General features: G+C 34.8%; 27 protein-coding genes. 7 read left to right on the forward strand and 20 right to left on the reverse strand.

Annotation, left to right across the window (positions count from 1 at the left end):
* Positions 1-90: 90 nt before the first annotated feature.
* On the forward strand, positions 91-363 hold the full coding sequence (locus tag K332_RS0105160) for an acylphosphatase (protein WP_026906499.1): 273 nt from the start codon (positions 91-93) through the stop codon (positions 361-363).
* Positions 364-402: 39 nt separating this feature from the next.
* Here K332_RS0105160 and K332_RS0105165 read toward each other — a convergent pair whose 3' ends face one another.
* From K332_RS0105165 to K332_RS0105200, 7 genes are all read right to left on the reverse strand, one after another.
* Positions 403-642: a ferredoxin family protein gene (locus K332_RS0105165; protein ID WP_026906500.1), complete on the reverse strand. Its 240-nt coding sequence runs from the start codon at positions 640-642 to the stop codon at positions 403-405.
* Between the two features lie 328 nt (positions 643-970).
* Entirely contained in the window at positions 971-2,341 is a 1,371-nt protein-coding gene (gdhA, locus tag K332_RS0105175; protein WP_026906501.1) for an NADP-specific glutamate dehydrogenase, read from the reverse strand.
* Positions 2,342-2,729: 388 nt separating this feature from the next.
* Positions 2,730-2,933 carry a DUF6501 family protein gene (locus tag K332_RS0105180; protein WP_026906502.1) on the reverse strand — a complete coding sequence of 68 codons (204 nt, stop codon included), beginning with the start codon at positions 2,931-2,933 and terminating at the stop codon, positions 2,730-2,732.
* Between the two features lie 42 nt (positions 2,934-2,975).
* Positions 2,976-3,929: a peptide-methionine (S)-S-oxide reductase MsrA gene (msrA, locus tag K332_RS0105185; protein ID WP_156914144.1), complete on the reverse strand. Its 954-nt coding sequence runs from the start codon at positions 3,927-3,929 to the stop codon at positions 2,976-2,978.
* 72 nt (positions 3,930-4,001) lie between these two features.
* Positions 4,002-4,454, reverse strand: a complete 453-nt coding sequence (gene vrrA / locus K332_RS23195) for a VrrA/YqfQ family protein (protein ID WP_169727348.1) — start codon at positions 4,452-4,454, stop codon at positions 4,002-4,004.
* 198 nt (positions 4,455-4,652) lie between these two features.
* On the reverse strand, positions 4,653-7,766 hold the full coding sequence (locus K332_RS0105195) for an AAA family ATPase (RefSeq protein ID WP_026906504.1): 3,114 nt from the start codon (positions 7,764-7,766) through the stop codon (positions 4,653-4,655).
* A 1-nt stretch (position 7,767) separates the two neighbouring features.
* Positions 7,768-8,919 (reverse strand): exonuclease SbcCD subunit D, encoded by a 1,152-nt coding sequence (locus tag K332_RS0105200; protein ID WP_026906505.1) that lies wholly within the window; start codon positions 8,917-8,919, stop codon positions 7,768-7,770.
* A 200-nt stretch (positions 8,920-9,119) separates the two neighbouring features.
* Here K332_RS0105200 and K332_RS0105205 point away from each other — a divergent pair, with 200 nt between their 5' ends.
* On the forward strand, positions 9,120-9,440 hold the full coding sequence (locus K332_RS0105205) for a YolD-like family protein (RefSeq protein ID WP_051359354.1): 321 nt from the start codon (positions 9,120-9,122) through the stop codon (positions 9,438-9,440).
* 49 nt (positions 9,441-9,489) lie between these two features.
* On the opposite strand, the gene K332_RS0105210 is transcribed toward K332_RS0105205, so the two are convergent.
* The 6 genes from K332_RS0105210 to K332_RS0105235 form a co-directional block, all read right to left on the reverse strand.
* Positions 9,490-9,711 carry a YozE family protein gene (locus K332_RS0105210; protein WP_026906507.1) on the reverse strand — a complete coding sequence of 74 codons (222 nt, stop codon included), beginning with the start codon at positions 9,709-9,711 and terminating at the stop codon, positions 9,490-9,492.
* A 101-nt stretch (positions 9,712-9,812) separates the two neighbouring features.
* The gene (gene tatC / locus K332_RS0105215; RefSeq protein ID WP_026906508.1) at positions 9,813-10,550 is read right to left on the reverse strand and encodes a twin-arginine translocase subunit TatC; all 738 of its coding nucleotides are present in this window, start codon (positions 10,548-10,550) and stop codon (positions 9,813-9,815) included.
* Positions 10,551-10,874: 324 nt separating this feature from the next.
* A complete protein-coding gene (locus K332_RS0105220; protein WP_211237403.1) occupies positions 10,875-11,081 on the reverse strand; it encodes a twin-arginine translocase TatA/TatE family subunit in 207 nt (68 codons plus the stop codon).
* 20 nt (positions 11,082-11,101) lie between these two features.
* The gene (locus K332_RS0105225) at positions 11,102-11,305 is read right to left on the reverse strand and encodes a twin-arginine translocase TatA/TatE family subunit (protein WP_026906510.1); all 204 of its coding nucleotides are present in this window, start codon (positions 11,303-11,305) and stop codon (positions 11,102-11,104) included.
* Between the two features lie 158 nt (positions 11,306-11,463).
* Positions 11,464-11,964 carry a dihydrofolate reductase gene (locus tag K332_RS0105230; RefSeq protein ID WP_026906511.1) on the reverse strand — a complete coding sequence of 167 codons (501 nt, stop codon included), beginning with the start codon at positions 11,962-11,964 and terminating at the stop codon, positions 11,464-11,466.
* 12 nt (positions 11,965-11,976) lie between these two features.
* Positions 11,977-12,933 (reverse strand): thymidylate synthase, encoded by a 957-nt coding sequence (locus K332_RS0105235; RefSeq protein WP_026906512.1) that lies wholly within the window; start codon positions 12,931-12,933, stop codon positions 11,977-11,979.
* Positions 12,934-13,068: 135 nt separating this feature from the next.
* Here K332_RS0105235 and K332_RS0105240 point away from each other — a divergent pair, with 135 nt between their 5' ends.
* Complete coding sequence (locus K332_RS0105240; RefSeq protein WP_026906513.1) at positions 13,069-14,067, forward strand: C40 family peptidase; 999 nt, start codon at positions 13,069-13,071, stop codon at positions 14,065-14,067.
* Between the two features lie 107 nt (positions 14,068-14,174).
* Here K332_RS0105240 and K332_RS0105245 read toward each other — a convergent pair whose 3' ends face one another.
* The 3 genes from K332_RS0105245 to K332_RS0105255 all read right to left on the reverse strand — a co-directional run bounded on the left by K332_RS0105245 (position 14,175) and on the right by K332_RS0105255 (position 17,009).
* Complete coding sequence (locus K332_RS0105245) at positions 14,175-14,459, reverse strand: hypothetical protein (RefSeq protein ID WP_026906514.1); 285 nt, start codon at positions 14,457-14,459, stop codon at positions 14,175-14,177.
* A 286-nt stretch (positions 14,460-14,745) separates the two neighbouring features.
* The gene (locus K332_RS0105250) at positions 14,746-15,339 is read right to left on the reverse strand and encodes an HD domain-containing protein (protein ID WP_026906515.1); all 594 of its coding nucleotides are present in this window, start codon (positions 15,337-15,339) and stop codon (positions 14,746-14,748) included.
* Positions 15,339-17,009 carry a formate--tetrahydrofolate ligase gene (locus K332_RS0105255; protein ID WP_026906516.1) on the reverse strand — a complete coding sequence of 557 codons (1,671 nt, stop codon included), beginning with the start codon at positions 17,007-17,009 and terminating at the stop codon, positions 15,339-15,341. The genes K332_RS0105250 and K332_RS0105255 overlap by 1 nt, the downstream gene beginning before the upstream one ends.
* 346 nt (positions 17,010-17,355) lie before the next feature.
* Here K332_RS0105255 and K332_RS0105260 point away from each other — a divergent pair, with 346 nt between their 5' ends.
* The gene (locus K332_RS0105260; RefSeq protein ID WP_026906517.1) at positions 17,356-17,556 is read left to right on the forward strand and encodes a cold-shock protein; all 201 of its coding nucleotides are present in this window, start codon (positions 17,356-17,358) and stop codon (positions 17,554-17,556) included.
* A 101-nt stretch (positions 17,557-17,657) separates the two neighbouring features.
* On the opposite strand, the gene K332_RS0105265 is transcribed toward K332_RS0105260, so the two are convergent.
* Positions 17,658-18,176, reverse strand: coding sequence for an isoprenylcysteine carboxyl methyltransferase family protein (locus K332_RS0105265; protein ID WP_026906518.1), 519 nt, complete (start codon positions 18,174-18,176; stop codon positions 17,658-17,660).
* Positions 18,176-19,261 carry a type III polyketide synthase gene (locus K332_RS0105270; protein ID WP_026906519.1) on the reverse strand — a complete coding sequence of 362 codons (1,086 nt, stop codon included), beginning with the start codon at positions 19,259-19,261 and terminating at the stop codon, positions 18,176-18,178. The genes K332_RS0105265 and K332_RS0105270 overlap by 1 nt, the downstream gene beginning before the upstream one ends.
* 242 nt (positions 19,262-19,503) lie before the next feature.
* On the opposite strand from K332_RS0105270, the gene K332_RS0105275 reads away from it, so the two are divergent.
* The 3 genes from K332_RS0105275 to K332_RS0105285 are packed head-to-tail and all read left to right on the forward strand — an operon-like array spanning position 19,504 to position 21,861.
* On the forward strand, positions 19,504-19,641 hold the full coding sequence (locus K332_RS0105275; protein ID WP_026906520.1) for a cytochrome c oxidase subunit 2A: 138 nt from the start codon (positions 19,504-19,506) through the stop codon (positions 19,639-19,641).
* 28 nt (positions 19,642-19,669) lie between these two features.
* Positions 19,670-20,173, forward strand: a complete 504-nt coding sequence (locus K332_RS0105280; RefSeq protein WP_026906521.1) for a cytochrome c oxidase subunit II — start codon at positions 19,670-19,672, stop codon at positions 20,171-20,173.
* Complete coding sequence (locus tag K332_RS0105285) at positions 20,173-21,861, forward strand: b(o/a)3-type cytochrome-c oxidase subunit 1 (RefSeq protein WP_036688160.1); 1,689 nt, start codon at positions 20,173-20,175, stop codon at positions 21,859-21,861. The genes K332_RS0105280 and K332_RS0105285 overlap by 1 nt, the downstream gene beginning before the upstream one ends.
* 553 nt (positions 21,862-22,414) lie before the next feature.
* On the opposite strand, the gene K332_RS0105295 is transcribed toward K332_RS0105285, so the two are convergent.
* Both K332_RS0105295 and K332_RS0105300 read right to left on the reverse strand, forming a co-directional pair.
* On the reverse strand, positions 22,415-23,911 hold the full coding sequence (locus tag K332_RS0105295) for a carboxypeptidase M32 (protein WP_036688161.1): 1,497 nt from the start codon (positions 23,909-23,911) through the stop codon (positions 22,415-22,417).
* 2 nt (positions 23,912-23,913) lie between these two features.
* Positions 23,914-25,053, reverse strand: coding sequence for a THUMP domain-containing class I SAM-dependent RNA methyltransferase (locus K332_RS0105300; RefSeq protein WP_026906524.1), 1,140 nt, complete (start codon positions 25,051-25,053; stop codon positions 23,914-23,916).
* Positions 25,054-25,133 lie beyond the last annotated feature (80 nt).

Raw genomic sequence — 25,133 nt, forward strand, 5'->3', positions numbered from 1 at the left:
AATATGTCATAATGAAAATATCATTTATCAGTATTTCCCATGGAACGTGTAAATATTTGAAAACTACTTAAAATATACTGGGGTGAGGAATTGAATCTTCATATAATAGTTAATGGTCGAGTTCAAGGGGTTGGTTTTCGCTTTACTACAAAACAAAAAGCGATAGATTATGATTTAAAGGGCTGGGTCAAGAATTTATCAAATGGGAGTGTTGAGTTAGAAATAGAAGGAAATGATCTCCAAGTTGAAGATTTTTTATCGGAGTTAAAAGAGGGATTCAATCCTTTTATAAAGGTAAATGAGGTACATATAATAAAAGAGGCTGCTGGACATAAGGGCTATAAAAACTTTGAAATAAGATAATAAAATCGCTACCCCAACTGTAGGTAGCGATTACTAGTTTTATCGTTCTTCAAAAAACTTGCGATTTAATAGGATATATTCATTTTCTTCTTCCGGAACTTCATCTTCCATGAAGATTGCTTCCACCGGACAAACTGCTTCACAAGCTCCACAATCAATACAAATATCCGGATCTATATAAAACATATCTTCCCCTTCTTCTATACAATCAACAGGGCAAACTTCTACACATTCGCCTGCCTTTTCTGTTTTACAAGGCGATGTAATTACAAATGCCATGTAAGACCCTCCTCTATTTAAAAATTTAAAACCATCTATCACTATATACCATAATATAGCAATTATACTACAAAACCATCTATATTGTTCAAGCAATTACAGTTAGATTCACCTTTTTTCATATTTTTCATACGACTAACCAATTACCTTTTATTAGGGGGCTAATGTAAAATTTATGTTCGCAGTGGTGATCCGTTGTAATGTTAAAGCCATTTATATCATGTACCACTCACTTTACTTCATCATTCATTCCCCTACAATTAAGAATGGATTAGCAAATATGAAAGGAGCTTGAAATTCAAGCTCCTAAGTTAATTTAAACAAAAAGTTAAATGACACCTTGTTCAATCATGGCATCAGCTACTCGAATGAAACCAACTATATTTGCACCAACGACCAAATTACCAGGATAGCCATATTCATTTGCTGCTTCCATACTTTTTTTATAGATGTTTTTCATAATAACCTTAAGTTTTTCATCAACCTCTTCTTGACTCCAGAAAACACGGGCACTATTCTGGGCCATTTCTAAAGACGAAACAGCAACCCCACCAGCATTTGCAGCTTTTGCCGGAGCAAAAAGGACCTTATGAGTTATAAATTCATCAATTGCTTCCAGTGTCGATGGCATATTGGCACCTTCACCAACTACTTTAACCCCATTGGCTATTAATAGTTTTGCAGATTCTAGGTTAAGTTCGTTCTGCGTAGCACATGGTAATGCAATATCACAAGGAATCATCCATATTCCTTTGCAGCCAGAAACATACATAGCCTCTGGATGAAATTTCACATATTCTTTAATACGTTTATATTCGATTTCTTTTAACCGCTTTACTGTATCAAGATTTATTCCATTCGGATCATATATATAACCACTTGAGTCACTACATGCTACGACATTTGCTCCAAGCTCTTTTGCTTTTTCTATTGCATGAATCGAAACATTACCAGAACCAGATACAACTACAGTACGCCCTCTAAAACTTAATCCTTTTTCTTTGAGCATTTCTTCAACAAAGTATACTAGCCCATACCCAGTTGCTTCTTTACGGCCTAAGCTACCACCTGAATCTATCCCTTTACCTGTTAATACTCCAGCTTCATAGGCACCTTTTAGCTTTTTATACTGACCAAATAAATATCCAATTTCTTTGGCACCAACACCAATATCACCCGCAGGAACATCCATATCAGGACCAATATGCTTGCTTAGTTCTGTCATAAAGCTTTGGCAAAAACGCATTATTTCCATATCCGACTTTCCTTTTGGTTCAAAGTCGGAACCACCTTTTCCGCCACCAATAAATTGACCTGTTAATGCATTTTTAAAAATTTGTTCAAATCCCAAAAACTTAATGATACTAGCATTCACGGATGGATGGAATCTGAGCCCGCCTTTATAAGGGCCAATTGCACTATTATATTGAACACGAAAACCACGATTAACTTGAACTGTACCTTCGTCGTCTACCCATGGAACCCGGAAAGTAATAAACCTTTCTGGTTCTACCATACGATCAAGTACTCTTAATTTTATATATGTAGGATTTTTCACAAGTACTGGTACTAAAGAATCAAACACCTCTTTTACAGCCTGATGAAATTCGTCTTCATTAGGATTTCGTGTTTTTACCATTTCATATAAATGATTAACATAGTTTCTAACATTCTCTGTTTCTAATTCAAGAACATGCAACGTAATCAACTCCAATGTAATTATTAGCAGAATAAGAAAATTATTTCTGACATAATAAATATAAAACTGAAAATTATTGAATTATTATTTTATACTTATTTAAAAGAAGCATATTTCTATTAATTGTAGATTATAAAGGGGAATTATTTTTTCCTCAGTAAGCCTAGCGAAAAAAATAATATTAAATAAAATTCTATCATAGAATAATGAATTTTCAAATCGAAAAGTTAGAAAAACTCACATTAGAAACATTATTATAGATTCTGTTAACTTTTCTATCTGTTTGTATAAGTTTTAAACTTTTTTAACTAAAAAAGAAAAACCGATCTATTATAGATCGGTTTTTGATTCAACATGTAACAAGTTTCTTGGTCAGACAAGATTTACTCTACACTTCTTTAAAATAATCTTTTCTAAATCCTGCTATTCGATTACTATCATCGAAAATAAAGTAAAATTCATCTGTCTCATTCTTAACATCGTATACTGTGCCAGGTGTTAATTTATTATCTACTACAAATTTCTTCGCATTAGCATGTACACACTCGATTCGTTTTAACGTTGAATTATTCTCCCACTTCAAATGCATCATAATGTTTTCCTCCTTAGTTTACATAATATTATTATGGTAAACTCAATTAAATAATTTTAATAAGTTTCCATAACCTTCTTCATCCATTTTTTCTTTTGGAACAAAACGCATAGCTGCCGAGTTCATACAATAGCGTAATCCACCCTGGTCTTTAGGTCCATCTTCAAATACATGTCCCAAATGGGAATCAGCAGTTCTACTTCTTATTTCTGTTCGAATCATGCCATGTGAAGTATCAAGTTCTTCTACAACTTCATATGCGTCAATTGGTTTCGTAAAGCTTGGCCAACCACAACCTGCATCATATTTATCCCTAGACGAGAACAATGGTTTACCAGAGACCCGATCAACATAAATTCCTTCGTCCTCCGTATCCCAGTATTCATTTTGAAATGGACGCTCGGTACCTTTTTCTTGAGTTACATGATATTGAAGTGGTGTGAGCTTATCTTTAAGGTCGGATTTATCCATTTTCCAATTACTTTGAATAAAATCCTGCCTGCCAGAGCCTTTTTTATAAAGGCGGTAATGGAATGATTGTTTTTTATAATAATCTTGATGTGATTCCTCCGCTTCATAAAAAGGCATTGCAGGAAGTATTTTCGTTACAATCGGCTTGGAAAACTTTCCGCTTTCAGCTAATGCTTGTTTAGATTTTTCCGCTTTTTGTTTTTGCTCCTCGGTATGGTAGAAAATAGCGGTTTGATATGATTCACCACGATCATTAAACTGCCCACCAGGATCTGTCGGATCAATTTGTTGCCAAAATGTATCTAGTAATTGTTCATAAGTCATAATGTTAGGATTGAAAACAATTTGTACTGCTTCCACATGCCCTGTAGTATTGGAACAGACTTGTTCATACGTTGGATTTTCAACATGTCCACCTGTATAACCTGAAACAACCCTTTCAACGCCCGGTCTTGTATCAAAAGGCTCAACCATACACCAAAAGCAACCACCTGCAAATGTTGCTTTTTCTAATTGATTTATCATATACATACCTCCAATTATTCCCACTATAACTCATTTTTTACTTTTTAATAGGAAAAATCAAGTATACAGCTTTTAGAAAAATAACTTTGGTATAGATTGCCCATCTTTTGTTCGTTTAACAGACGATTCAGACTCATAATGTGGTTCTGAGCTTGAGAATGACTCTAGGCTTAAACTTTCAAGCTCTCCGCTTTCTTTTGATTCACCTGTACTTTCTAAATCTTTAAATGCCTTCATCATCCGGTACATTGCAGGTAAATTTCGGACTAGTGGTCCATATTGTTTAACAATTGGAGCAGCTGTATCTACTACTCGTAGCATCTGCTGAACCCCATTTAATGTTTTCGATAAGCCATCAACACCCTTTGTTGCCATTTGACCTACATTTTGATTTTGACCCATGAATTGTTGAAGCATTCCTGTTATCGGATTACTTCGCGTTGGCATTTGTTGATACCCTTGACTGGGAAACATAAAATCATTACGTGACATCATTTGTGATTGTCTCCGTGTTGGGAATATCATACATCCATCCCTCATTTCATTATTTATATCTAGTTCATTGTACGTATTGCCTTTTAAAGCGTGTAGGCTAACCAAACATAATATCTGAAATGATCAGTTATATTTCCCGGGTAACCGCAAGAAACAACAATGTTCACACGATTTTATGCGATTATTGACGAAACAACAGATTTCTTGCATTTCATGGAGCGAAAATAATTATTTTCCATAGGTAAAGGCTAAACTTGAACCCCTGTGTGATGGTGTGATTGTTAATTTTGTATGAATTTCATTCTTTAGTGCAGGTACATGGGAAATAATTCCTAGTAATCGATTGCTTTCCTGTAAATCTTTTAAACAATCAATGGCTTGTTGTAAGGAGACTTCATCCAATGTCCCAAATCCTTCATCGATAAACAATGTATCAAGCTGTACACCACCAGCATGTGCTTGTACAACATCTGCAAGCCCTAGTGCTAAGCTAAGTGCTGCTTTAAATCCTTCACCACCAGATAATGTCTTTACTGATCTCGTAATTCCAGTATGGTGGTCCATAACCTCAAGATCAAGCCCACTTTGAGCACCACGTTTGGCGACTTCTCCGCTTCGAATTAATTGGTACCGATGATCAGTCATCCGGTCTAAACGAATGTTTGCTTGTAATAATATTTCATCAAGGAAAGAAGCCAGTACATACCGTTCAAAGGATAATCGTAAAGCATTATTTCCACTAGATAAATCAGCTAAACTACCAACAATATAGTAGTCTTCTTCTAGCTCCTTCACCTTCTCCATGACTTCTGATAAACGCTTTAAGGTACCTTCATCATGTTTAATTTTCGTATTTAAAGATAGTAGTAATTCTTGTGTTTTTTGTAATTCATTTTTATATAAGATGACCCCGGCTTCAATCTCAGCTAAATCTACTCTTTTCACTTCTGCTAACTGCTCTTTAAGTTGTTCTAATCGATAGCTAATTCGCTTACTATTTGTTTCGTATGCTTCGATTTCTTCTTCCATTTGTTTTTGGGTATCTACTGGTAATTTTGCTTTGTCATAATCCTTAAGGCTACTGAACCCGTTATCCTGTATAGCGGTATGATACGTATGATTTTGTAATTCATAATTTACCTTTGTTTCTTTTTCAAACTCCTGCTGTTGCTCTAAAACAGTTGTTTGTTTTTGTAACAATTCATTAGTCTTTTCATAAGAAGTTTTTAACTTCTCCCATTCTTGGATGATTTGTTTATATTGTTTTTCTTTTCCCTCTAAAGAAATAGTGAATGCTTTAGGATCCTTAACATCTTTCGGCAACTGCTTCTCAATTTGAGCTATAATTGCTTCTGTTCGTGCTAACTCTTCCTTACATTCTTGTGTTCTTTTTGAAATTAAATCAATCGTTTGTTTTAATGCTTTATTCTTTGTTTGTACAGTATCTTTTTCTCTTTGAATCGATTCTATTTCCTTTTGCTTAATACTTATTCCATTCAATTTTTCCTTCAAGCTTCGAATCTCATTATCAACATTCATGACATAGGATTGGACAGTTTCAATATTAAAATTAGCAAAACTAACCTTCAATTCATCTTGGATTTTATCGACAACACTTCGTTGTGTTTGACCATTTGTTTTATGATCAACAAATTCTAGTTGGACATATTCAAATTCTACCTTTTTCTTTTGAATAAGTACTTTGAGCTGCTCTAATTCCTGAAAATTACCACTGGTCGCCTCTGGGAAAGCTTTTTCAGGATGATGTGTTGAACCACATACGGGACAAGGTTCACCGGTTACTAGTTGATTAGCAAGCACACTTGCATACTGTTCCTTCTGAGCCAAGTCTAACACATCATATTTTTCTTCCAAGCTCTTGATTTCGTCTTGTTTCTCTTTATACAGCTGCTTAGCAACTGCATATTGTTTCCTTAGTCTAATAAGCTTGCTGTGCTCTAACTGAAAATCGGATAATCTTTTCTTTATTTCCTCTTGTTTTCCTAATGCTTCTTTTGTTTCATAGAATGCCTTAGTAAGTGTACTTTCATTTGCAAGCAACTTTTCAAAATTAGCTATTTTAAATTCATTATTCTTAAGGTCTATTTCAACTGCATGAAGCTCATTATTATCTCTTTCCTTCTTTAACTTCAGGCTTTCTGCTTTTTTCTTTAATTCCAAATAAGCATTTACTTGTTCCAGTTGTTTTCTTGCTTGAGTTATTTCTTCTTTTAAGTTTTCACGATCCCGCTCTTTATTTGCGGCATCTTGATACTTTGTTTTAATCGTCTCAAAATCTTTTTCAATTTGTCTTAGAAGCTGTTCTTGTTTGTGCAATCGCTCTGCTTGCGTATTCCATTCTAATTTTCTAGCATTACTCTGGTCTTCTAACGGTATAATTTGCTGAGCAATTTTTGCTTGTTGAAGTCTTTCTTTTTTGAGAGTAATTGAATCTTTTGTTCCTTCTAATCGTTTATTCTCATGAAGTAAGAGTTCTTGTTCCTTGAATTTCTCTTCTACGATGCTCATCTTTCGTAGTTTCTCTTCAATCTGAGTTATCTTCTCTTGTTGTTTTTCCTTTGCTCCTAGTTGTTCTGCTTGTTCTTTCTTTGTTTCATCTATTTCTATCTTTAACTTTTCAAGTAGATTTTCATTCGTATCATTCTCTAATACTTCACTGTGATTCCATTCAACCTTCGAAAACTCATATTGGATATCCGTATCATGCTTCTTAATTGCAACTTCTAATTGCTTCGATTGCACCTTTAATTCATCCGTCATTTTTTCATAAAAGTGTGTTCGGAATATTTTTTGTAGAATTACTTCACGTTCCCTACTATTCTCAGAGATGAGCTTCCGGAATTCCCCTTGGGGTATTAAAACCATTTTTCGAAATTGCTCATAATCAAATCCTAATCTTTCTTCTATCGTTTCATTTACATCCTTAATTCGGGAAGATATCAATTGTTGCTTACCATTAATAATCTCATACAAAACAGCTTTTGCGGGTTCTTCAGTAAATCCTTCGCCACGCTCTTTTCTTTTCTGTTGTTTAGGATTACGGATAATCTCATAAATAATATTATTTAAAGCAAAACGGAATGCTACTTCAGTCGGTTCATCAATAGCAGCAAAGTGACTTCTCAAGGAATCCTGGTCACGGTCAGATCCACTCGCTCTACCATATAATGCGTAACAAATTGCATCAAAAATGGTTGTTTTCCCCGCTCCCGTTGGACCTGTGATGAGAAAGATAGATTCATCACCTAACATCTCAAAATCAATAACCTGCTTCTCTAGATAAGGACCAAAAGCAGTTAAACCAAGTTTAATGGCACGCATCCTATTCCCCTCTTTCCTTTGTAATGACGCTTGATATAGTCTTCACTATATACTCCATTCTTTTATCATCAATTTCTTCTTCTGTTATTTCTTTGTAAAAAGAAGCAAATAATTCTGTGTGTGACTGTGTTTGCTTTTGACGGATTTGCTGTAAATCCAATAAACTTTTAGTAGTAGAGAATCCAACACGTTCTAATCGTAAAATGTTTGGATAAATCTTTCGTAGCTTGTACATAGGATCCATAATTTGGCCTTTATCCAATAGTCGTATATGCAGATAATCATCCTGCCCTTCAACAGGTTGATCCATTAACTCTTGAAAATACCCCTCTACAACACGCATATCATGTTTTGGTACTAATGGGATATAATCCAGTTTACAATTTCCTTTCTCATCCAGTTCAATTATTGCAACTGACTTTTTATGATTAGCTTCAGAGAAGGAATATTTCAAAATGGATCCACTATACCGGACAACATCCCGCTTAATTCGTTGAGGTTGATGAAGATGTCCTAAGGCAACATAGACAAAATCATCGAATAGGCTCGCATCCACATATGGAGACCCACCAATCATGGAAAGTCGTTCTTCAGATTCAGATTCCATTCCACCAGCAACGAATGCATGTCCAACAAATATATGTCTTTCACTCATATCATTATTATCTTTAATATAATTGATTACAGCTTCCATCGCAGATTGATGGGAATTTATAGTATTATCAGCAAAAAGTTCCTTTGCTTCAGCTGGTTCAATATATGGGACTAGGTGGAAATATACCGGTCCGTGTTCATCTTCTATAACAACTGGTTTTAAGCTTCTACTCAATTTAGTTTCAATAAAAAGTTGTTGTGCTCGGAATAATTCTGTGCCAAATTCTAATCGCTCTGGGCTATCATGGTTGCCTGAGATGGCTACTACTGGAATCTTAATTTCTGTTATAAGGGTTGTTAATACACGGTTTAGCAAATCCACCGCTTCTTTCGGTGGTACAGCCCGGTCATACAAATCCCCGGCTATTACTAACACATCTGGTTTCTCTGTTCGTATGATATCTAGTAATTGGCTTAGAATATAATCCTGTTCTTCCGTCATATGAACACTATTAACAATCTTTCCTAGATGCCAATCGGCAGTATGCAATATTTTCATGATACTTCCCCCTTTTTTAAATATGTGTTGTTGTTTATTAAAGAAATGTTAATTGAATGTATACAGGATACGTTCTTAATTACAAGTTAAATCCAGTATCGTTTCTTTCTTAATTTTATCATGAATTTTCTTCCTAAAGTATAATGAATTCTTGATAAACAAACAAGTGTTCGTATATAATAATAACGAGGTGATCAATAGTGCATGACAGAGGGTCAATTAAATGGACATCATTAATGCTTCCAGAACATGTCGAGTTATTGAAAAGAATATGGAGTGAAGATAAAAAGGTAGTAAAGCCCTGCCTAGATGAGCAAGAACTTGAAGTATTAAACAATCAAATACTTGAGGCATATCATCAAAAACAACTTATACAGATTAAATATTTTCAGGATAATCGGCTGCTTGAAATATATGGAATGGTTAAAAAAATTGATCCATTTAATCAACTAATTTTAGTAAAAGATTCAACAAAAGTTGTAGAATCTATTCCGTTTACAACTATATATGAGGTTATTTAAGTAAATAAGGGTCTACCGCTTTATTATTAATCAGTAGACCCTCTCCAAATTATTCTTTTTCTTTTAAAAGATATTCATCCCATAACGAATCAAAAACCGATAACGCATTAGTAAATGGGCTATTCCATTCTAAATACTCACTAATCTCGTGATAGCTAGTAGACTGCTTTGGAAAATTATGATCTCCAAACATCCAATCTGCTAGTATACTTTCATCATCTGGTTTCTTTTTTCCACGATAGGTCATCATAAAATGGTAAAATGAACGCATATTAACACCTCAAAACGTAAAAATCTAACTCACGCGTATGATATTGGCTAACGAAGATTAGTTGAATTACACTTAAATCCCTGTATATCAATCATGATTTTTTAAGAATTCTCTCGTTTGCTTTTTCTTTTTACCGTCCAACTTGATAACTGAATACTAAATTCAAACAAAAGAATCAATGGGATAATTATCATAATATCAGATACGAAATCTGGTGGAGTTAAGGAAACACCAATAACAACTAGAATGAAATAAGAAACTTTCCTTGCTTTTTTCAATAGAGCTGGGTTTAAAATTCCAATCCTCGTTAGAAACATAACAACAACTGGTAATTCAAAAACAATACTTACCGGAAGTACAATATTGAAAAGTAACGTAAAGTATTGAGCAATTCCGTAAGTTTCAGTCGCACCAAGATTTTGATTAAGAGAGCTCATAAAATGTAGAACCATTGGAAATAGAATAAAAAAGCTAAAGGAAACCCCTATAAGTAATAGCAAAAGCGAGCTAGGTATATAGATAAATGTAGCTCTGGCTTCTTTAGGGGTCAAACCTGGTTTAATAAATGCCCATATTTCATAAATCAAAACCGGAAGTGTAAAAACAATAGCAACTAAAAACGAGCATTTCAAATAAATCATAAATCCATCTGTAAATGTAAATACATTCCACTCAACATCATTGGGAAACGTATAACTTTTTATGAAGTCCAAAATGATTGGTGACACAACGTAACCAATAATAAATGATAAAATAAAAACAAAAGCAATAATTAATAGTCTTTTTCTAAGTTCAGTTAAATGCTCTACAAATGACATTTCTGTATTTGTTTTGGCCATAGCAACAACGCCCTTTCAGAGTACCATAAGGATATTAAGGGGATAAGGTGGTACGTATGTAAAACAGTATCTTATTTTTAACGCAATGGATTTATGTTATAAACTAGAAACACAATACTATTGAATGTTCAAAAGTATTGTGCATGATGGTAACGTCCTTATAATGTTAATAGTTTCAAAGACAGCACATAATTGTTAAGTATCAAAAGACAGGAAAAATATATTACTTGCTGCTACTTTAATTGCCCAGCGAAACAAGTACGCAAGTTTTTTTCTATTCTTAACAGAAAAGAAGATGCAAGGTTAAGAACCTTACACCTTTCCTTAATCATTTTTTATAGTTGTTTTCATTTCATTAGTTGATTGTTCTTGATTGTTGTTATCCTCTGAAACAATATCCTTTGCAGCATTACGAAATTCACGTAAAGAACCGCCAAAGGCTTTTCCAATTTCCGGTAATTTTGAAGGACCAAAAACGACTAATGCAACAATCAAAATTAAGATTAAACCCGGGACACCAATACCACCCATGATTGTTCACTCCAAAAGATTTATTTATTATCTTTCCCTTTTGCAACATCTTTAGTATCTTTTATTTCATCCACCACATCATCCGTTAAATCCTTCGTAGAATTCTTGAATTCACGTAATGTCTGTCCAGCAGCTTTACCAATCTCTGGAAGCTTTTTCGGACCAAAAATAACTAGAGCGATAACTAGTATTAAAATTAACCCTGGAATTCCAATTTGTGCCATATTAACACCTTCTTCTATCTAATTAATGATATTATAGAGCAAAACATAAACAATTCATATGTAACCAAGAAAACTATCACAAAAAGTTCAAAAATAATAAAGATGGTTCCTTAAAGAACCACCTTTATTTTATCAGTTTATATTACATTATACAACCTTCAAGACATCCACTTAATTCGATTGTATTGGCTAAAGTAATAATCATAAGGATTTTTTTCATTCTCGATTCCTTTTTCTCGAGAAACTTCTTTCCAGTATTCTAGTGAAAAGTCTGGAAAAAACACATCTCCCTCGAATTCCTCATCAATCAAGGTTATGTACATTCGGTCAGCATGTGGCAGAATTTGTTCAAATACCCCACCACCACCAATCACAAATAATTCCTCATCTGGATATTGTTTATTCCAGTTTAATATAGTATCTACTTCATGAATTAATTCAACGCCTGATGGAAGCTCAATTTCCTTGCGGCTTAATACAACATTTCTTCTGTTAGGAAGTGCTCTACCAATAGAGTCAAATGTCTTTCTCCCCATAATTATCGTATTACCAGTAGTCATTTCTTTAAAGAACTTTAGATCATTGGGTAAATGCCAAGGCAAATCATTATTAGCACCAATGACTCGATTCCTGTCCATTGCAAAAAGTAAAGATATCATCTCATTTCCCCCTTATACTGCAATTGGAGCCTTAATAGTAGGGTGTGGATCATAGCCTATGATTTCAAAATCACTTAATTCAAAATCAAAAATAGATTCTTTTTCTTTATTTAACTGAAGCTTTGGCAAAGCGCGAATATCTCGTCCCATTTGAATGTTTACTTGATCCACATGATTAGAATAAATATGGGCATCCCCGAAAGTGTGGACAAATTCTCCAACCTGAAGACCAGTTTCATGGGCAATTAAATGTGTTAGTAGTGCATAACTAGCAATATTAAAAGGTACACCTAAGAAAACATCTGCACTACGCTGATATAGCTGACAAGAAAGCTTACCGTCAGCAACATAAAATTGGAATAAGGTATGGCAAGGTGGTAAAGCCATATTGGGAACATCTTCTGGATTCCATGCTGATACAATATGTCTACGTGAGTTGGGATTGTTACGAATATCTTCAATAACATCTTTTAATTGATCAATTGTTTCATTTTGCGATGTTTTCCATGATCGCCACTGCTTACCATATACAGAACCTAAGTCTCCAAATTTTTGAGCAAAAACATCATCTTCTAGAATGTTTTTCTTAAATATTTCCATTTGCTCTTCATATATACGTTTAAAATCCGGATCAATTTGTGAACGATTACCAAAATCTTTCATATCGGGACCCGTATATTCATCACCTTCTACCCATTGTTTAAAGGCCCATTCATTCCAAATATTATTGTTATTCTCTAGCAAGTAACGAATATTTGTATCTCCTTTAATAAACCATAGAAGCTCACTTGCTACTAAACGGAAGGGAACTCTCTTCGTTGTTAGCAGTGGAAATCCTTCTTGTAAGTTAAAACGCATTTGGTGACCAAACACGGAATATGTACCTGTATTCGTTCTATCACCACGTTCAGTGCCATTAGATAAGATGTGGTTACATAGGTTAAGGTATGCTTGTTCTCCTGTTACCATTAGGCTTCTCCCCCATTTTTTCATAGTGTTTTAATTGTATCATAATAATATTGTAATATAATCGTAATTCATAAAACCATTATAAATGCAATAAATCTAGTTAACAAGAGCCAAACTGAAAGGGGATTTTTGCTCATGTTAAATGGAACCGTTGAAAATGTAGCAAAAAATACACTTTTATATAGTTTCGTATTAAGCCAGCCATTTGCTGTATATGCTGGTGCATATCCAGTATTTGAGAATAAAACATTACTAGAGGCAGAGCAATTGGAGTATGGTGATCATGGTGAAGCAGTACGAATTTTACAATATAAATTAAATGAACTAGATTACTATGATGATAATGTTGATGGCGAACTTGGTGTTTTAACAGAACATGCTATTAAAAAGTTCCAACGCGATCACGATATAACAATTACTGGGCAAGCAGATAAAGAAACGATTGTTGCCTTAATTGAAATAGATATTAATCGCAATATTAAAAGATTAGAGAATTTATCAGATTCTGTTTATCCAGGATTACAAAGTGAAGAAGTTAAAATCATTCAAGAATCTCTACAGTACTTCGGATACTATGAAGGGGAAATTGACGGGATGTATGGACCTTTAACAAAAAAGGCTGTAGAGATTGCAGAAGAAAAACATGATATCGACTTTTTGGATCATGCTCCACAAGAATCACTTTACACCATGTATAACTCTGAAAAAGAGCAAACAGCTTCCAATGTACAAACAGAATCAACGTCTAATGTTAAGAATGTTAAAGTAAATGCAAATTATTCTAGTATGATCCAAACTGCATATGCTCAAGTTGGTACCCCTTATGTATGGGGGGGAACATCTCCAGGTGGTTTTGATTGTAGTGGATTTTTGCAATATGTATATAGTTCAAATGGTGTTACAATCCCACGAACAGTAAGTGATATCTGGAATTTCGCAGCTCCTATTGATACACTCTCCGTTGGAGATTTAGTATTCTATCAAACCTACAAACCAGGACCATCTCACGCTGGTATTTATATAGGGAATGGACAATTCATTCATGCCGGTTTAGATGGTGTGGAAGTAAGTAATATGTCCGAACCTTATTGGGAAACAAGATACTTAGGGGCGAAGCGGATTAGTGGGAGCTAAGATTAAAAATAATATTACACATACAAAACAAAAAACAAGGAACGATGAGTCACTCTTAAGTTCCTTGTTTTAAATTTTTTAAAAGGAATGCCACTTATATCCAATTATTATTCAAAAAAATCTTCTATATAATTGTGCTTCCCAATTAATTCGAATTGACTACTACTATCATTATATTCCATAATCATTATCTCTCCATGGTAACCTGAAGAATTGTCTGTATCTACAATTGCTATTCTATTTTCACCTAATGGTACTACTGTTTCTCCACCTTCTAGTGATGATGGAAAATTTGGTTGATGATAAGTTGGGTATTCAGGTGCAGGTTTTAATACAATGAAGATCAGGCAAATTAAAATACCGAGTAATATCTTACTATTATCGAATTTCATACCACAAACTCCCCCTACTAATTAGCCACTTCTAAATAGTTTCTTCCCCCTGGCTTTTAAAACATTAAGATAGTGGTAATTTCTTTGAAAAACTCTCATTATAGGAACATCGATGTAACTACCTCACTCATATTATTCCGTAAGAGACTTCATGTAGCTCTTACGAGAAGACTGCTCTTTTAAGATAATCTTGCCATACGATCAGCATTGACATCTATAAGTTTTTCTTTCCTAACTACTAAGAAAAGCAAGTAATACCCCGATATACATTACTTGCTTTATATTACTAATCCCATTCGTTAAAAAATTGTTCTAAATAGGTCTCTACAAAAGCATGTCTTTTTTCTGCCAATTGCTTTGCACCATGTGTATGTAAAGTATCCTTAAGGGTCAAAATCTTGTCATAGAAATGCTGGATGGATGTTCCTTCTTTTTTCCGATGATGATAAATTAACCGTCCCTTAGCCCCACCATACGCAAAAGTTCGAGCAATTCCAATCGCTCCAATTGCATCTATTCTATCAGCATCTTGAATAATTTTTCCTTCAAGTGTTTCAGGGACTTTCCCTTTACTAAAGGAAACATTTTCGATTGCACGATGAATATCATGAATTTGTTTTTCAGTTAAATGAATAGTTGTTAGAAACTCGTCCATCGATTCCAAGGCTTGTTTTGAATCCGAAAATAATTTATAATCACCAACATCATGGAGCCAGGCTCCAGCAGTGCAGATAAAATAATCTGCATCTTCTTCTATAGCAATTTGACTAGCTAGTTTGGCTACACGCTTTAGATGAAAAAAATCATGTCCACTTGAATCTTTACTGAAAAGTTCATGACAATATGTCCTAATAGCCTTAAGTTGTTCTATTTGTTCCATTAAAACAACCCTACAATCTTCCCAGTTTCTGTTACATCCATGTTTAATGCTGCAGGTTTTTTGGGAAGACCTGGCATTGTCATAATATCTCCTGTTAATGCCACGATAAATCCAGCTCCGATTGATGGACGGAATTCTCGTATGGTAATATTAAATCCAGTTGGCCTACCGAGTAATGCTGGATTATCCGATAAAGAATATTGTGTTTTCGCCATACACACCGGTAACTTATCCCAACCTTGCTTTTCAAAGAAAGCAAGTTGTTTTTTTGCTTTTGAGGAAAATTCAACACCTTGACCACCGTATACATTTTGTACAATTTTTTCTATCTTTGCTTCAATAGAATCATCTAGATCATATACATGCTTAAAATTCTTTTCTTTTATTTCAATGGTATGAACAATTTTTTCGGCAAGTTCGATTCCGCCTTCTCCACCTTTTGCCCATACATCCGTTAATGCAACCTCATAGTCCTTTTCCTCACACCATGCTTTAATATATTCCACTTCATTCGGTGTATCAGTAGGGAATTTATTGATAGCGATGACAAATGGTAAACCAAACTGCTCTATGGTCTCAATATGCTTTTGAAGGTTCTCCATTCCGAGTTTTAATGCATCTATATTCTCCTCGGTTAGATCATCCTTTGAAACACCACCGTTCATTTTAAGAGCACGAATGGTGGCGACAATCACAACCGCAGCTGTGTCAATATCACCAGCTCTTGTTTTAATATCAAGAAACTTCTCTGCGCCTAAGTCAGCACCAAATCCCGCTTCTGTTACAACATATTCTCCTAACTTTGCAGCTGTTTTGGTTGCGATAATACTATTACAACCATGTGCAATATTAGCAAAAGGTCCACCGTGAATAATTGCAGGCGTATTCTCAATTGTTTGTACTAGGTTTGGCTTAATTGCATCTTTAAGTAGTAAGGTTAATGCACCTTCCACTTTTAAATCCCGAACATATACAGGCTCTTCTTGATATGTATATCCAATCATTATATTAGAAATCCTAGTTTTTAAATCCTCAAGATCCTTGGATAAGCAAAGGATTGCCATTATTTCGGAAGCAACAGTAATGTTGAATCCATCTTCCCTCGGAACACCACGTAATGGCCCACCAAGTCCAACAACGATTTGTCTAAGTGCACGATCATTGACATCCATTACACGTTTAAATTCGATTCTTCGAGGATCAATGTTTAATACATTCCCTTGGTGTATATGGTTGTCAATCAATGCAGCTAGAACATTATTGGCACTTGTTATAGCATGTAGGTCGCCAGTAAAGTGTAGATTAATATCTTCCATAGGTAATACTTGTGAGTATCCCCCACCAGCAGCACCACCTTTAATTCCCATAACTGGCCCAAGTGAAGGTTCTCTTAAAGCTATTATTGCCTTTTTGCCAATTTTATTTAGTGCTTGTCCAAGACCAACTGTAACGGTTGATTTTCCTTCCCCAGCCGGTGTTGGGCTAATTGCAGTGACTAGAATGACTTTCCCATTTGGTTTATCAGCCATTTTTTTCAGTAGTTTATCGGATAATTTTGCTTTCGTATGTCCGTATGGTTCAAAATCCTCATTAGTTAAACCTAAATTCTCAGCTATTTCATTAATTGGTTTTAAAGTTGCTTGTTGTGCTATTTCAATATCTGTTTTCATTTCTCTTCTTCCCTTCCTTATTTATAGGTACTCGAAAAATTGTACATGATACATAAATCAATATAAAATAAACATACTAAGATTATACAATGAATGTCTGTATATTAACAGATACATTGGATGATTCTGCATATTTCACAATATGAAACTTGACTGTATATTTAAAATAAGCTATAGTTGACACAAGCAAAGAAGATTTATGGATCATTAAGAAATGGTGGCTTCGATATGAAAGAAGTGGGTTACGTATGATCCAATCTTTCTGTCTGAGCTGCCTTTTTTGATACTCATTTTTCTGATTTGTATTAACACGTTTTACGTGAAGTTTTTAGGAGGATTAATTTACATGGAAAACGGAGTAGTAAAATGGTTTAACGCAGAAAAAGGTTATGGTTTTATTTCTGTTGAAGGTGGAAACGATGTGTTTGTACACTATTCAGCAATTCAAGGCGAGGGTTTTAAATCTTTAGAAGAAGGCCAAGAAGTAACTTTTGATATCGTCGAAGGTGAACGTGGTCCACAAGCATCTAATGTAGTCAAAAAATAAAAAACATATATGTAGAACGGTAATCGCAACTGATTACCGTTTTTTTTGATATATTAACGTATTATCTTTCCACTTTCATGCGAGAACTTACATATTCACTGTTATATTTTTGGTATGGAAGCCAAAGCCTTTTCTTCCGCTGGTATCCGAATTCTAAGTAGAATAATATGCAATATAGGAAATAAGATCGCGGAAAAATAAGCACCAAATAACATCGGAATAATGAACAATTCAACTGCAACAATAATATAGTTAGGATGTTTAACATACTTATAAGGACCCTTTTTAATAAGCGCAACCCGTGGTAGAACGATAATTTTTGTATTCCAAAACCGACCTAAGGAATAGATACACCAAAATCGTGCAAGTTGAGCAGCCACAAATACTACAAAGTATAAATAATTAAAACCAACATCTAACGTATTACCTTTCATAAACACCTCAACAATTACACATAAGAAGAACAACGTATGCAAATATATAAACCATTTATAATGTTCTCCTCCTGCTTCTATGCCTCCTCTTTCCTTCATCCATTTTTCGTTATTTTTTGCAATGACAAGTTCCACAAGTCTTTGACCGATGATAAATATAATCAAAATCCAAGCCCACAGTTCCATTATTCATCCCACTCCAGTAATAATATTTCCGAACTAAAACCTGGTCCCAATGCGGTTATAACTCCTTTAGTTCCTAATTTCATATCTTTTTCTAACCATTTAAACAAGACATACTGAACAGTTGCTGATGACATATTCCCATGGTCACGAAGTATTTCAGCAGAATAATGTAGCTTTTCCGTTGAAATATGTAAAGCTTCCACCATAGCGTCTAATACTTTTTTTCCTCCAGGATGAGAAATGAATGCATCAATTATATCTATACTCAACCCCTCTTGTTGCAGAAACTTTTGCATATGATTTTTCCAAATAGTGTGGACTAAAGCAGGTATGCTTTTTGAGAATATCACTTCAAAACCAGTATTAATAATCTTCCAACCCATTACATTTGTACTATCCTTTTCCGTATATGAACTGTAGCTTTTAATTAATGGTAACGGCTTTATTAAAGACTTCCTATATATAGATTCTTCCCCAATAAGTAATAATGCGCTCACACCATCTCCAAACAATGCAGTCCCAATCAAGTTACTTTTCTTTTGGTCTCCTTTTTGAAAAGTTAAACTACAAATTTCACAATTAATTAGTATGGCTACTTTAGTTGGATTTGCTTTTAACCAATTGTATACACGAGATAAGCCAATTGCCCCACCCGCACATCCAAGTCCCCAAAGTGGCATTCTTTCAACATTCTCACGAAAAGGTCGTTCATTTATTAAATAGGTATCTATAGATGGTGTCGATATACCTGTACTAGATACAAATGCAAGTAAGTCTATATCTTCATATGTTACCTCTTCAGAAAGGAAGGTATTTTTTAAACATTCATCCATCGCATTCAATGTGTAATGGATTGCATTCTGATGATATAAGTCATTCCTTTCTTCAAAGCTATGTTCCACTAAAAACCAGTCCTGTGGTACAACAAATTGTCTTTTCTCAATTGCTGCATTATCAAATACAGGCAACAACCGTGATACTTCTCTTTCTGAATAACTAAATATATTTTGTACTAAATCTTTGATTCTATTTTGCTCTATTTCATATATTGGAATTCCTTTTCCAACTGAACATATAATTGCCATTTTCTCACCTATATAATATTTATTTTAGCTTTAGTTTGTGGACGTTTTCATAATTTATTACTATTTTTTACATATTTCTGCCACAAATAAAATAACCATTTTCCGTTCAAAGCCAGCTATTTCAATACTTACAGCCTACTATTGAACAAAAAATGAACGTTTGGTTTTATGTGTTTTTCCCACTGGTAATTTGTGTATTATGAAGTTGAACCAACAATTACACAGAAAAGGGAGGATCTCTAATGCGAAAACAAGAAGTTAAAAAAGCATCTGAGAAAGATAAGCCCGATTTAAAAGGAACTTTTGTTTCTGTAATGCTTTTAGGCGTCTTTATCATTATTACTTGGTTTGGCGCATTTGCATTATTTATTTCAAGGTAAGTTCAACTAAAAGGAGCGTGAAGAAACTATGCATTTGCATAAGTATGAAAAAATTTGGTTAATATTTGGTACTGGTTCATTGGTCGTATTTCTACTTATTGTCGGTTATGGAGCTTTTTGGCAAGGTACCCACCCTCAAAGTCATGGGGTTACAATCGATACGAACAATATTGAATCTAATGAAGCTTTTAAACCAGAAAATTTAGGGTTAACAAAAGTAGAAGAGGATAAATACATTGTCAACATCGCAGCTAGTGCCTTTTTCTATGACCTTGGTAAGGATGAAGATGGTAAATCCGTAAAAACCATCCGTATTCCAAAGGGCTCTACAGTATTATGGCAAGCAGCTACAAAAGATGTCGTTCACGGATTTCATGTTGCTGGGACTAATGTCAACATGATGGTTGAACCAGGTTATGTAAGTAGCATTGAAACGGTAATGGATAAGCCTGGTACTTATACAATTGTTTGTAACGAGTATTGTGGAATTGGGCATCACATGATGTATGCCACAGTGGAGGTGTATGAATAATGCAATTAGCCAAAAAAGAGACAGTATCAAAAACATCCGTTCAAGCATTACCCATTTCTAAACCTGAATCTAGACTTTATATGTCATTTATTTCTGTTGCATTTATTTCTTTACTAATAGGTGGATTAATGGGTTTACTTCAAGTACTAGTTCGTTCCGGTACGTTTACCTTACCAGCAGGGATTGATTATTATCAAGTTCTTACTGTCCACGGTGTTATTTTAGGTCTCGTATTGACTACTTATTTTATTATTGGTTTCCATTTCTCCTTAATGGGAAAAACTGTTGGTATTTCGTTAAAACAACGTAAAGTAGCTTGGATTGCATTCTGGATTATGGTAATTGGTACAGTCATGACTGCTGTAACAATTCTGTATGGTGAAGCAAGTGTACTCTATACATTTTATGCCCCACTGAGAGCTCATCCAGCATTTTACATTGGTTTAGCATTAGTTATCGTTGGTAGCTGGGTTGCTGGATTTGTTAACTGGCATCAATTAAAAGTATGGAAAAAAGCACATCCTGGTGAAAAATCACCTCTATTAGCATTTATGGTTACTATTAATACGGTAATGTGGTTTATTGCTTCATTAGGAGTTGCTGTAGCAGTTTTAATTCAATTTATACCTTGGTCACTTGGTTATGCAGAAACAATCAATGTATTATTAAGTAGAACATTATTCTGGTATTTTGGGCATCCACTAGTTTATTTCTGGTTATTACCTGCTTATATGGCGTGGTACGCAATTATTCCGAAAATAATTGGTGGAAAACTATTTAGTGATTCCCTAGCTAGAATGTCATTTGTATTATTCTTATTCTTCTCCATTCCAGTCGGATTTCACCATCAATTAACAGAACCAGGTATTGATCCTACTTGGAAGTTTATTCAAGTTACATTAACAATGATGGTTGTCATTCCAAGTTTAATGACTGCATTCTCTTTGTTTGCAACATTCGAAATAACTGGTCGTCGTAAAGGTGCCAAAGGATTATTTGGATGGTTTAAGAAGTTACCATGGAAAGATGTTCGTTTCCTAGCACCATTTATCGGTATGTTAGCATTTATTCCTGGAGGTGCTGGTGGTATCATTAACGCTTCCCACCAAATGAACTCGTTAATTCACAATACAATTTGGGTTACTGGACATTTCCACTTAACAGTAGCAACAACTGTTATGCTGACTTTCTTTGGAATTAGTTATTGGTTGATTCCACACTTAAGAGGTAGAAAATTAACACCTCAAATTAACCGTTTAGGCATTATTCAAGCTATCATTTGGACAGTCGGTATGACTATCATGTCTGGTGCAATGCATATCCAAGGCTTGCTAGGAGCACCAAGACGTTCTTCATACTCTGAGTATGGCGGCGGTGAGCAAGTTACAGAATGGATTGGCTACCAAATGGCACAAGCTATCGGTGGAACTATTCTATTTATCGGTATCCTACTAATGGTCTACATCTTCATTAAATTAACATTCTTCGCTCCAAAAGGTGTGGAAGAATTTCCAATTGCTGAGGAAGAAGAAGATGCCGAAGCAACACCTGCTTGGTTTGAAAATTGGAAATTATGGATTGGTATTACAATTGCTTTAATCTTAGTTGCTTATACTGTTCCAGTTATTGATATTATTCAACATTCACCTACAGGATCTGTTCCTTTTGACTTTCCTATAGGTAGATAAACAATAAACAAGGAGTGACCGAATATGGCCACTCCTTGTTTATTGTTAAAATATCTGAAATGTTATTGTTACATTATTTGTATAGACTGTGCGGTAACTACTACATATTGCCGTTCGAATTTAATGAATGGAGTAGATGAACTGCTATACTACCGCTCCGGCAGAATACTCCGCTTTCCACGGGCACGGCCTCAGCCTCCTCGCGGAAAGTTCACCGCTGCGGGGTCTTCGGACACGTGCTATTCCCGTAGGAGTCTCCGTATTCTGCCTGCGCTAGTTTGGGTTTTCTTTTTATTACTTGTATTCGAACATATTTATCAGTAGTTAATTTTAATAATTTCTGATTCACTACACTAGCTCTGGAAATACACGGAGACTTCTATGGGAGGACAGGCATAGGTGAGACCCCGCAACGCGAAGCGCGAGGAGGCTCAACAGCCGCCCATGGAAAGCGCAGTGTATTTCCGGAGCGGGTTTGATGCACTACCAAAGATAATTAGTTACCACACAGTTTCCTTCAACGCGAAAGAAAAATAGCTGGCTTTACGAATATTTAGAATTGGTATATATCTTGATATTTTGTTGTTAAATATTTAACTAAGTAATCTGGGTTTAGTCCTTCTCCTGTTACATCATGTAAGATATCAAGAGGCTTTTTCATTTTTCCATATTGATGAATATTGTCTGTCATCCAGTTGCGAATTGAGGAAAAGTCTCCGGATCTAATTACTTTTTCAATATCCACTTTTTCACGCATTTTGTGTTCGAATTGTGCTGCATACATATACCCTAAAGCATACGAAGGAAAATAACCGAAATCTCCTCCAGCCCAGTGGATATCTTGCAAAACGCCTTCCCTATCGGATGTAGGTTTTATACCAAGGTATTCCCCCATTTTCTCATTCCATAGATGAGGTAAGTCTTTCACTTCAATTTCACTATTGATTAGTGCTTTTTCAAGTTCATATCGAACCATAATATGAAGCGGATAAGTTAATTCGTCTGCTTCAATTCGGATAAATGATGGTTTTACTTCGTTTACTGCATGATAAAAATCCTGTAGTGGTATTTTGTTAAAATGGCTTGGTGCATATTTCTTAAATAAATCATAATGTGATTCCCAGAAAATTTTATTTCTACCTAAAAAGTTCTCCCAGAATAAGGATTGAGATTCATGTATTCCCATTGATGTACCACTTGCTAAAGGTGTTCCTTCTAACTTTTTATCAATGTTTTGTTCGTAAAGTGCATGTCCAGCTTCATGAATGATACCAAATACTGCCATACGGAAGTCCTGTTCATCATAACGTGTTGTAATCCGCACATCATTTAAATTTACTGTAATTTCAAAAGGATGAATGGTGTCGTCTAACCGACCAGCATCCCAGTCATAACCCATACGATTTAAAATATCTACCGATAGAGCCTTTTGACTGTCTTTTGGAAAATATGTACTTAACAGAGTAGTATCAGGTCTTACTGAACTTGCCTCAATTTTTTCCAGTAATGCAGTTAGTGATTTACGTACTTTTGGAAATACTTCGTCTAATGTCTTGACTGTTACTCCTGGTTCATAATTATTAAGTAATGCATCATAAATATTTTCTTTATATCCCCAGTAATTGGCAAACTTTTTGTTATAGTCCACCAGCTTTTCTAAATATGGTTGAAACATAGCAAAGTCCGCTTTCTCCCTAGCTTCCTGCCATACTGCTTCACCTTTAGACTGTAACATGACATATTCTTTGAATTCTACTTCAGGAATTTTTCTGTTTTTTTCATAGGTCTCTTCACACTCTAATACTGACTTTTGGATAACTTCATCCTGTGTTTGACCTTTTAATTCATCAATAAATCCCTTTATTTCATTTGATACTTGCATTTGATGTAGTTTTTGAGAAAGGTATCCTACTACCTCTGATCGTTGTTCTACACCTTTCTTAGGAATCTTCGTGCGTAAATCCCATTGAATTAATGTGATTGCTTCACGTAAAGCATTTTGTTCTTTCAAATATTCTAAGAAAGCTTTTTCTGTTTTTGCCAAACTCATGCTTATTCTCCCCTTATTTTCTTGCCAAAATATTGATAATAATCAACTTTTATAAACCCATTGAATAACTTTCTCTTTTTAGTGGCGGTTTGTCCATAATACTTTTCGAAAGCTTCGTAGGCTGTTAATGCATAAACACTCCATGACGGATGGTTCTTCATTACATGACCAAAATCTTTGTAGATAGCTTCTACTGCTTCCTCATCACCAATACGTTGACCATAGGGTGGGTTTGCGATGATATAGCCATTATCTTTTTTAATAGATAAATCCTTTACTTGCATTTGCTTCCACGTAATTAACTCACCAAGTCCTGCTTCTAAGCTATTACCTTTAGCAATGTCTATCATTTTATGGTCAATGTCACTACCAATAATCTCAATTTTTTGATCATAGTTTGCTAAGTCTTCAGCCTCTTGAAATGCATCATCCCAATGTTTGGAACGAATAAAGCTCCAATCCTCCGAGTCAAATTCACGATTAAATCCTGGAGCGATATTTTGTCCGATTAATGCAGCTTCGATTGGAATAGTTCCAGAACCACAGAACGGATCTACTAGCGTGTATTCAGGTTTCCAATTGGTTAGTAATACTAATGCTGCAGCCATTGTCTCTTTAAGTGGGGCTTCCCCCTGTCCTACACGATAACCTCTTTTATGTAGTCCCACACCTGATGTGTCAATCGTAAGTAAGGCAATATCCTTTAATAGTGATACTTCTATCTTGTACATGGCACCTGTTTCAGGCATTTTTGAAACCATACCGTATTTCCTCTTTAAACGCTCAGCTATTGCCTTTTTTACAATCTTTTGACAGTCAGGAACACTGTATAATGTCGATTTAACTGATTTTCCAGATACAGGAAACTGGCCATCCTCACTAACATAATGCTCCCACGGAAGAGCTTTTGTTCCTTCAAAAAGCTCATCGAACGTTGTTGCCTTAAATTCGCCAACAACTAATCTTACGCGGTCTGCTGTTCTTAACCATAAATTACATCTAGGTATTGCTGATACTGGTGCTTCAAATATTACTTTACCATTATCAACTTGAACCTCATATCCAAGGTTTCTTACTTCATCAGCGACGACAGCTTCTAATCCCATCGCGGCAGTTGCAATTAATTTAATATGTTTTGACATGAAAAAAGTCCCTTCAGCTTTGATTGTACAATAAAAATAGTTTACCACACTTTAGCGATAATACTTAGAAAAACAAACAC

Source organism: Paucisalibacillus globulus DSM 18846, assembly GCF_000482485.1.
Lineage (GTDB): Bacteria > Bacillota > Bacilli > Bacillales > Amphibacillaceae > Ornithinibacillus > Ornithinibacillus globulus.

What these genes read in the sequence shown, in the direction of transcription:
- K332_RS0105260 (WP_026906517.1), top strand. Translation starts at nt 17,356, where the DNA reads ATGGAAAACGGAGTAGTAAAATGGTTTAACGCAGAAAAAGGTTATGGT.
- K332_RS0105270 (WP_026906519.1), bottom strand. Translation starts at nt 19,261, where the DNA reads ATGGCAATTATATGTTCAGTTGGAAAAGGAATTCCAATATATGAAATA.
- K332_RS0105295 (WP_036688161.1), bottom strand. Translation starts at nt 23,911, where the DNA reads ATGAGTTTGGCAAAAACAGAAAAAGCTTTCTTAGAATATTTGAAAGAA.
- K332_RS0105275 (WP_026906520.1), top strand. Translation starts at nt 19,504, where the DNA reads ATGCGAAAACAAGAAGTTAAAAAAGCATCTGAGAAAGATAAGCCCGAT.
- K332_RS0105245 (WP_026906514.1), bottom strand. Translation starts at nt 14,459, where the DNA reads ATGAAATTCGATAATAGTAAGATATTACTCGGTATTTTAATTTGCCTG.
- K332_RS0105235 (WP_026906512.1), bottom strand. Translation starts at nt 12,933, where the DNA reads ATGGTAACAGGAGAACAAGCATACCTTAACCTATGTAACCACATCTTA.
- tatC (WP_026906508.1), bottom strand. Translation starts at nt 10,550, where the DNA reads ATGGCCAAAACAAATACAGAAATGTCATTTGTAGAGCATTTAACTGAA.
- K332_RS0105210 (WP_026906507.1), bottom strand. Translation starts at nt 9,711, where the DNA reads ATGCGTTCATTTTACCATTTTATGATGACCTATCGTGGAAAAAAGAAA.
- K332_RS0105250 (WP_026906515.1), bottom strand. Translation starts at nt 15,339, where the DNA reads ATGGAACAAATAGAACAACTTAAGGCTATTAGGACATATTGTCATGAA.
- K332_RS0105200 (WP_026906505.1), bottom strand. Translation starts at nt 8,919, where the DNA reads ATGAAAATATTGCATACTGCCGATTGGCATCTAGGAAAGATTGTTAAT.
- K332_RS0105285 (WP_036688160.1), top strand. Translation starts at nt 20,173, where the DNA reads ATGCAATTAGCCAAAAAAGAGACAGTATCAAAAACATCCGTTCAAGCA.
- K332_RS0105225 (WP_026906510.1), bottom strand. Translation starts at nt 11,305, where the DNA reads ATGGCACAAATTGGAATTCCAGGGTTAATTTTAATACTAGTTATCGCT.
- K332_RS0105165 (WP_026906500.1), bottom strand. Translation starts at nt 642, where the DNA reads ATGGCATTTGTAATTACATCGCCTTGTAAAACAGAAAAGGCAGGCGAA.
- K332_RS0105240 (WP_026906513.1), top strand. Translation starts at nt 13,069, where the DNA reads ATGTTAAATGGAACCGTTGAAAATGTAGCAAAAAATACACTTTTATAT.
- K332_RS0105220 (WP_211237403.1), bottom strand. Translation starts at nt 11,081, where the DNA reads ATGGGTGGTATTGGTGTCCCGGGTTTAATCTTAATTTTGATTGTTGCA.
- K332_RS0105230 (WP_026906511.1), bottom strand. Translation starts at nt 11,964, where the DNA reads ATGATATCTTTACTTTTTGCAATGGACAGGAATCGAGTCATTGGTGCT.
- K332_RS0105300 (WP_026906524.1), bottom strand. Translation starts at nt 25,053, where the DNA reads ATGTCAAAACATATTAAATTAATTGCAACTGCCGCGATGGGATTAGAA.
- K332_RS0105195 (WP_026906504.1), bottom strand. Translation starts at nt 7,766, where the DNA reads ATGCGTGCCATTAAACTTGGTTTAACTGCTTTTGGTCCTTATCTAGAG.
- K332_RS0105180 (WP_026906502.1), bottom strand. Translation starts at nt 2,933, where the DNA reads ATGATGCATTTGAAGTGGGAGAATAATTCAACGTTAAAACGAATCGAG.
- msrA (WP_156914144.1), bottom strand. Translation starts at nt 3,929, where the DNA reads ATGATAAATCAATTAGAAAAAGCAACATTTGCAGGTGGTTGCTTTTGG.
- K332_RS0105265 (WP_026906518.1), bottom strand. Translation starts at nt 18,176, where the DNA reads ATGGAACTGTGGGCTTGGATTTTGATTATATTTATCATCGGTCAAAGA.
- vrrA (WP_169727348.1), bottom strand. Translation starts at nt 4,454, where the DNA reads ATGATATTCCCAACACGGAGACAATCACAAATGATGTCACGTAATGAT.
- K332_RS0105280 (WP_026906521.1), top strand. Translation starts at nt 19,670, where the DNA reads ATGCATTTGCATAAGTATGAAAAAATTTGGTTAATATTTGGTACTGGT.
- K332_RS0105255 (WP_026906516.1), bottom strand. Translation starts at nt 17,009, where the DNA reads ATGAAAACAGATATTGAAATAGCACAACAAGCAACTTTAAAACCAATT.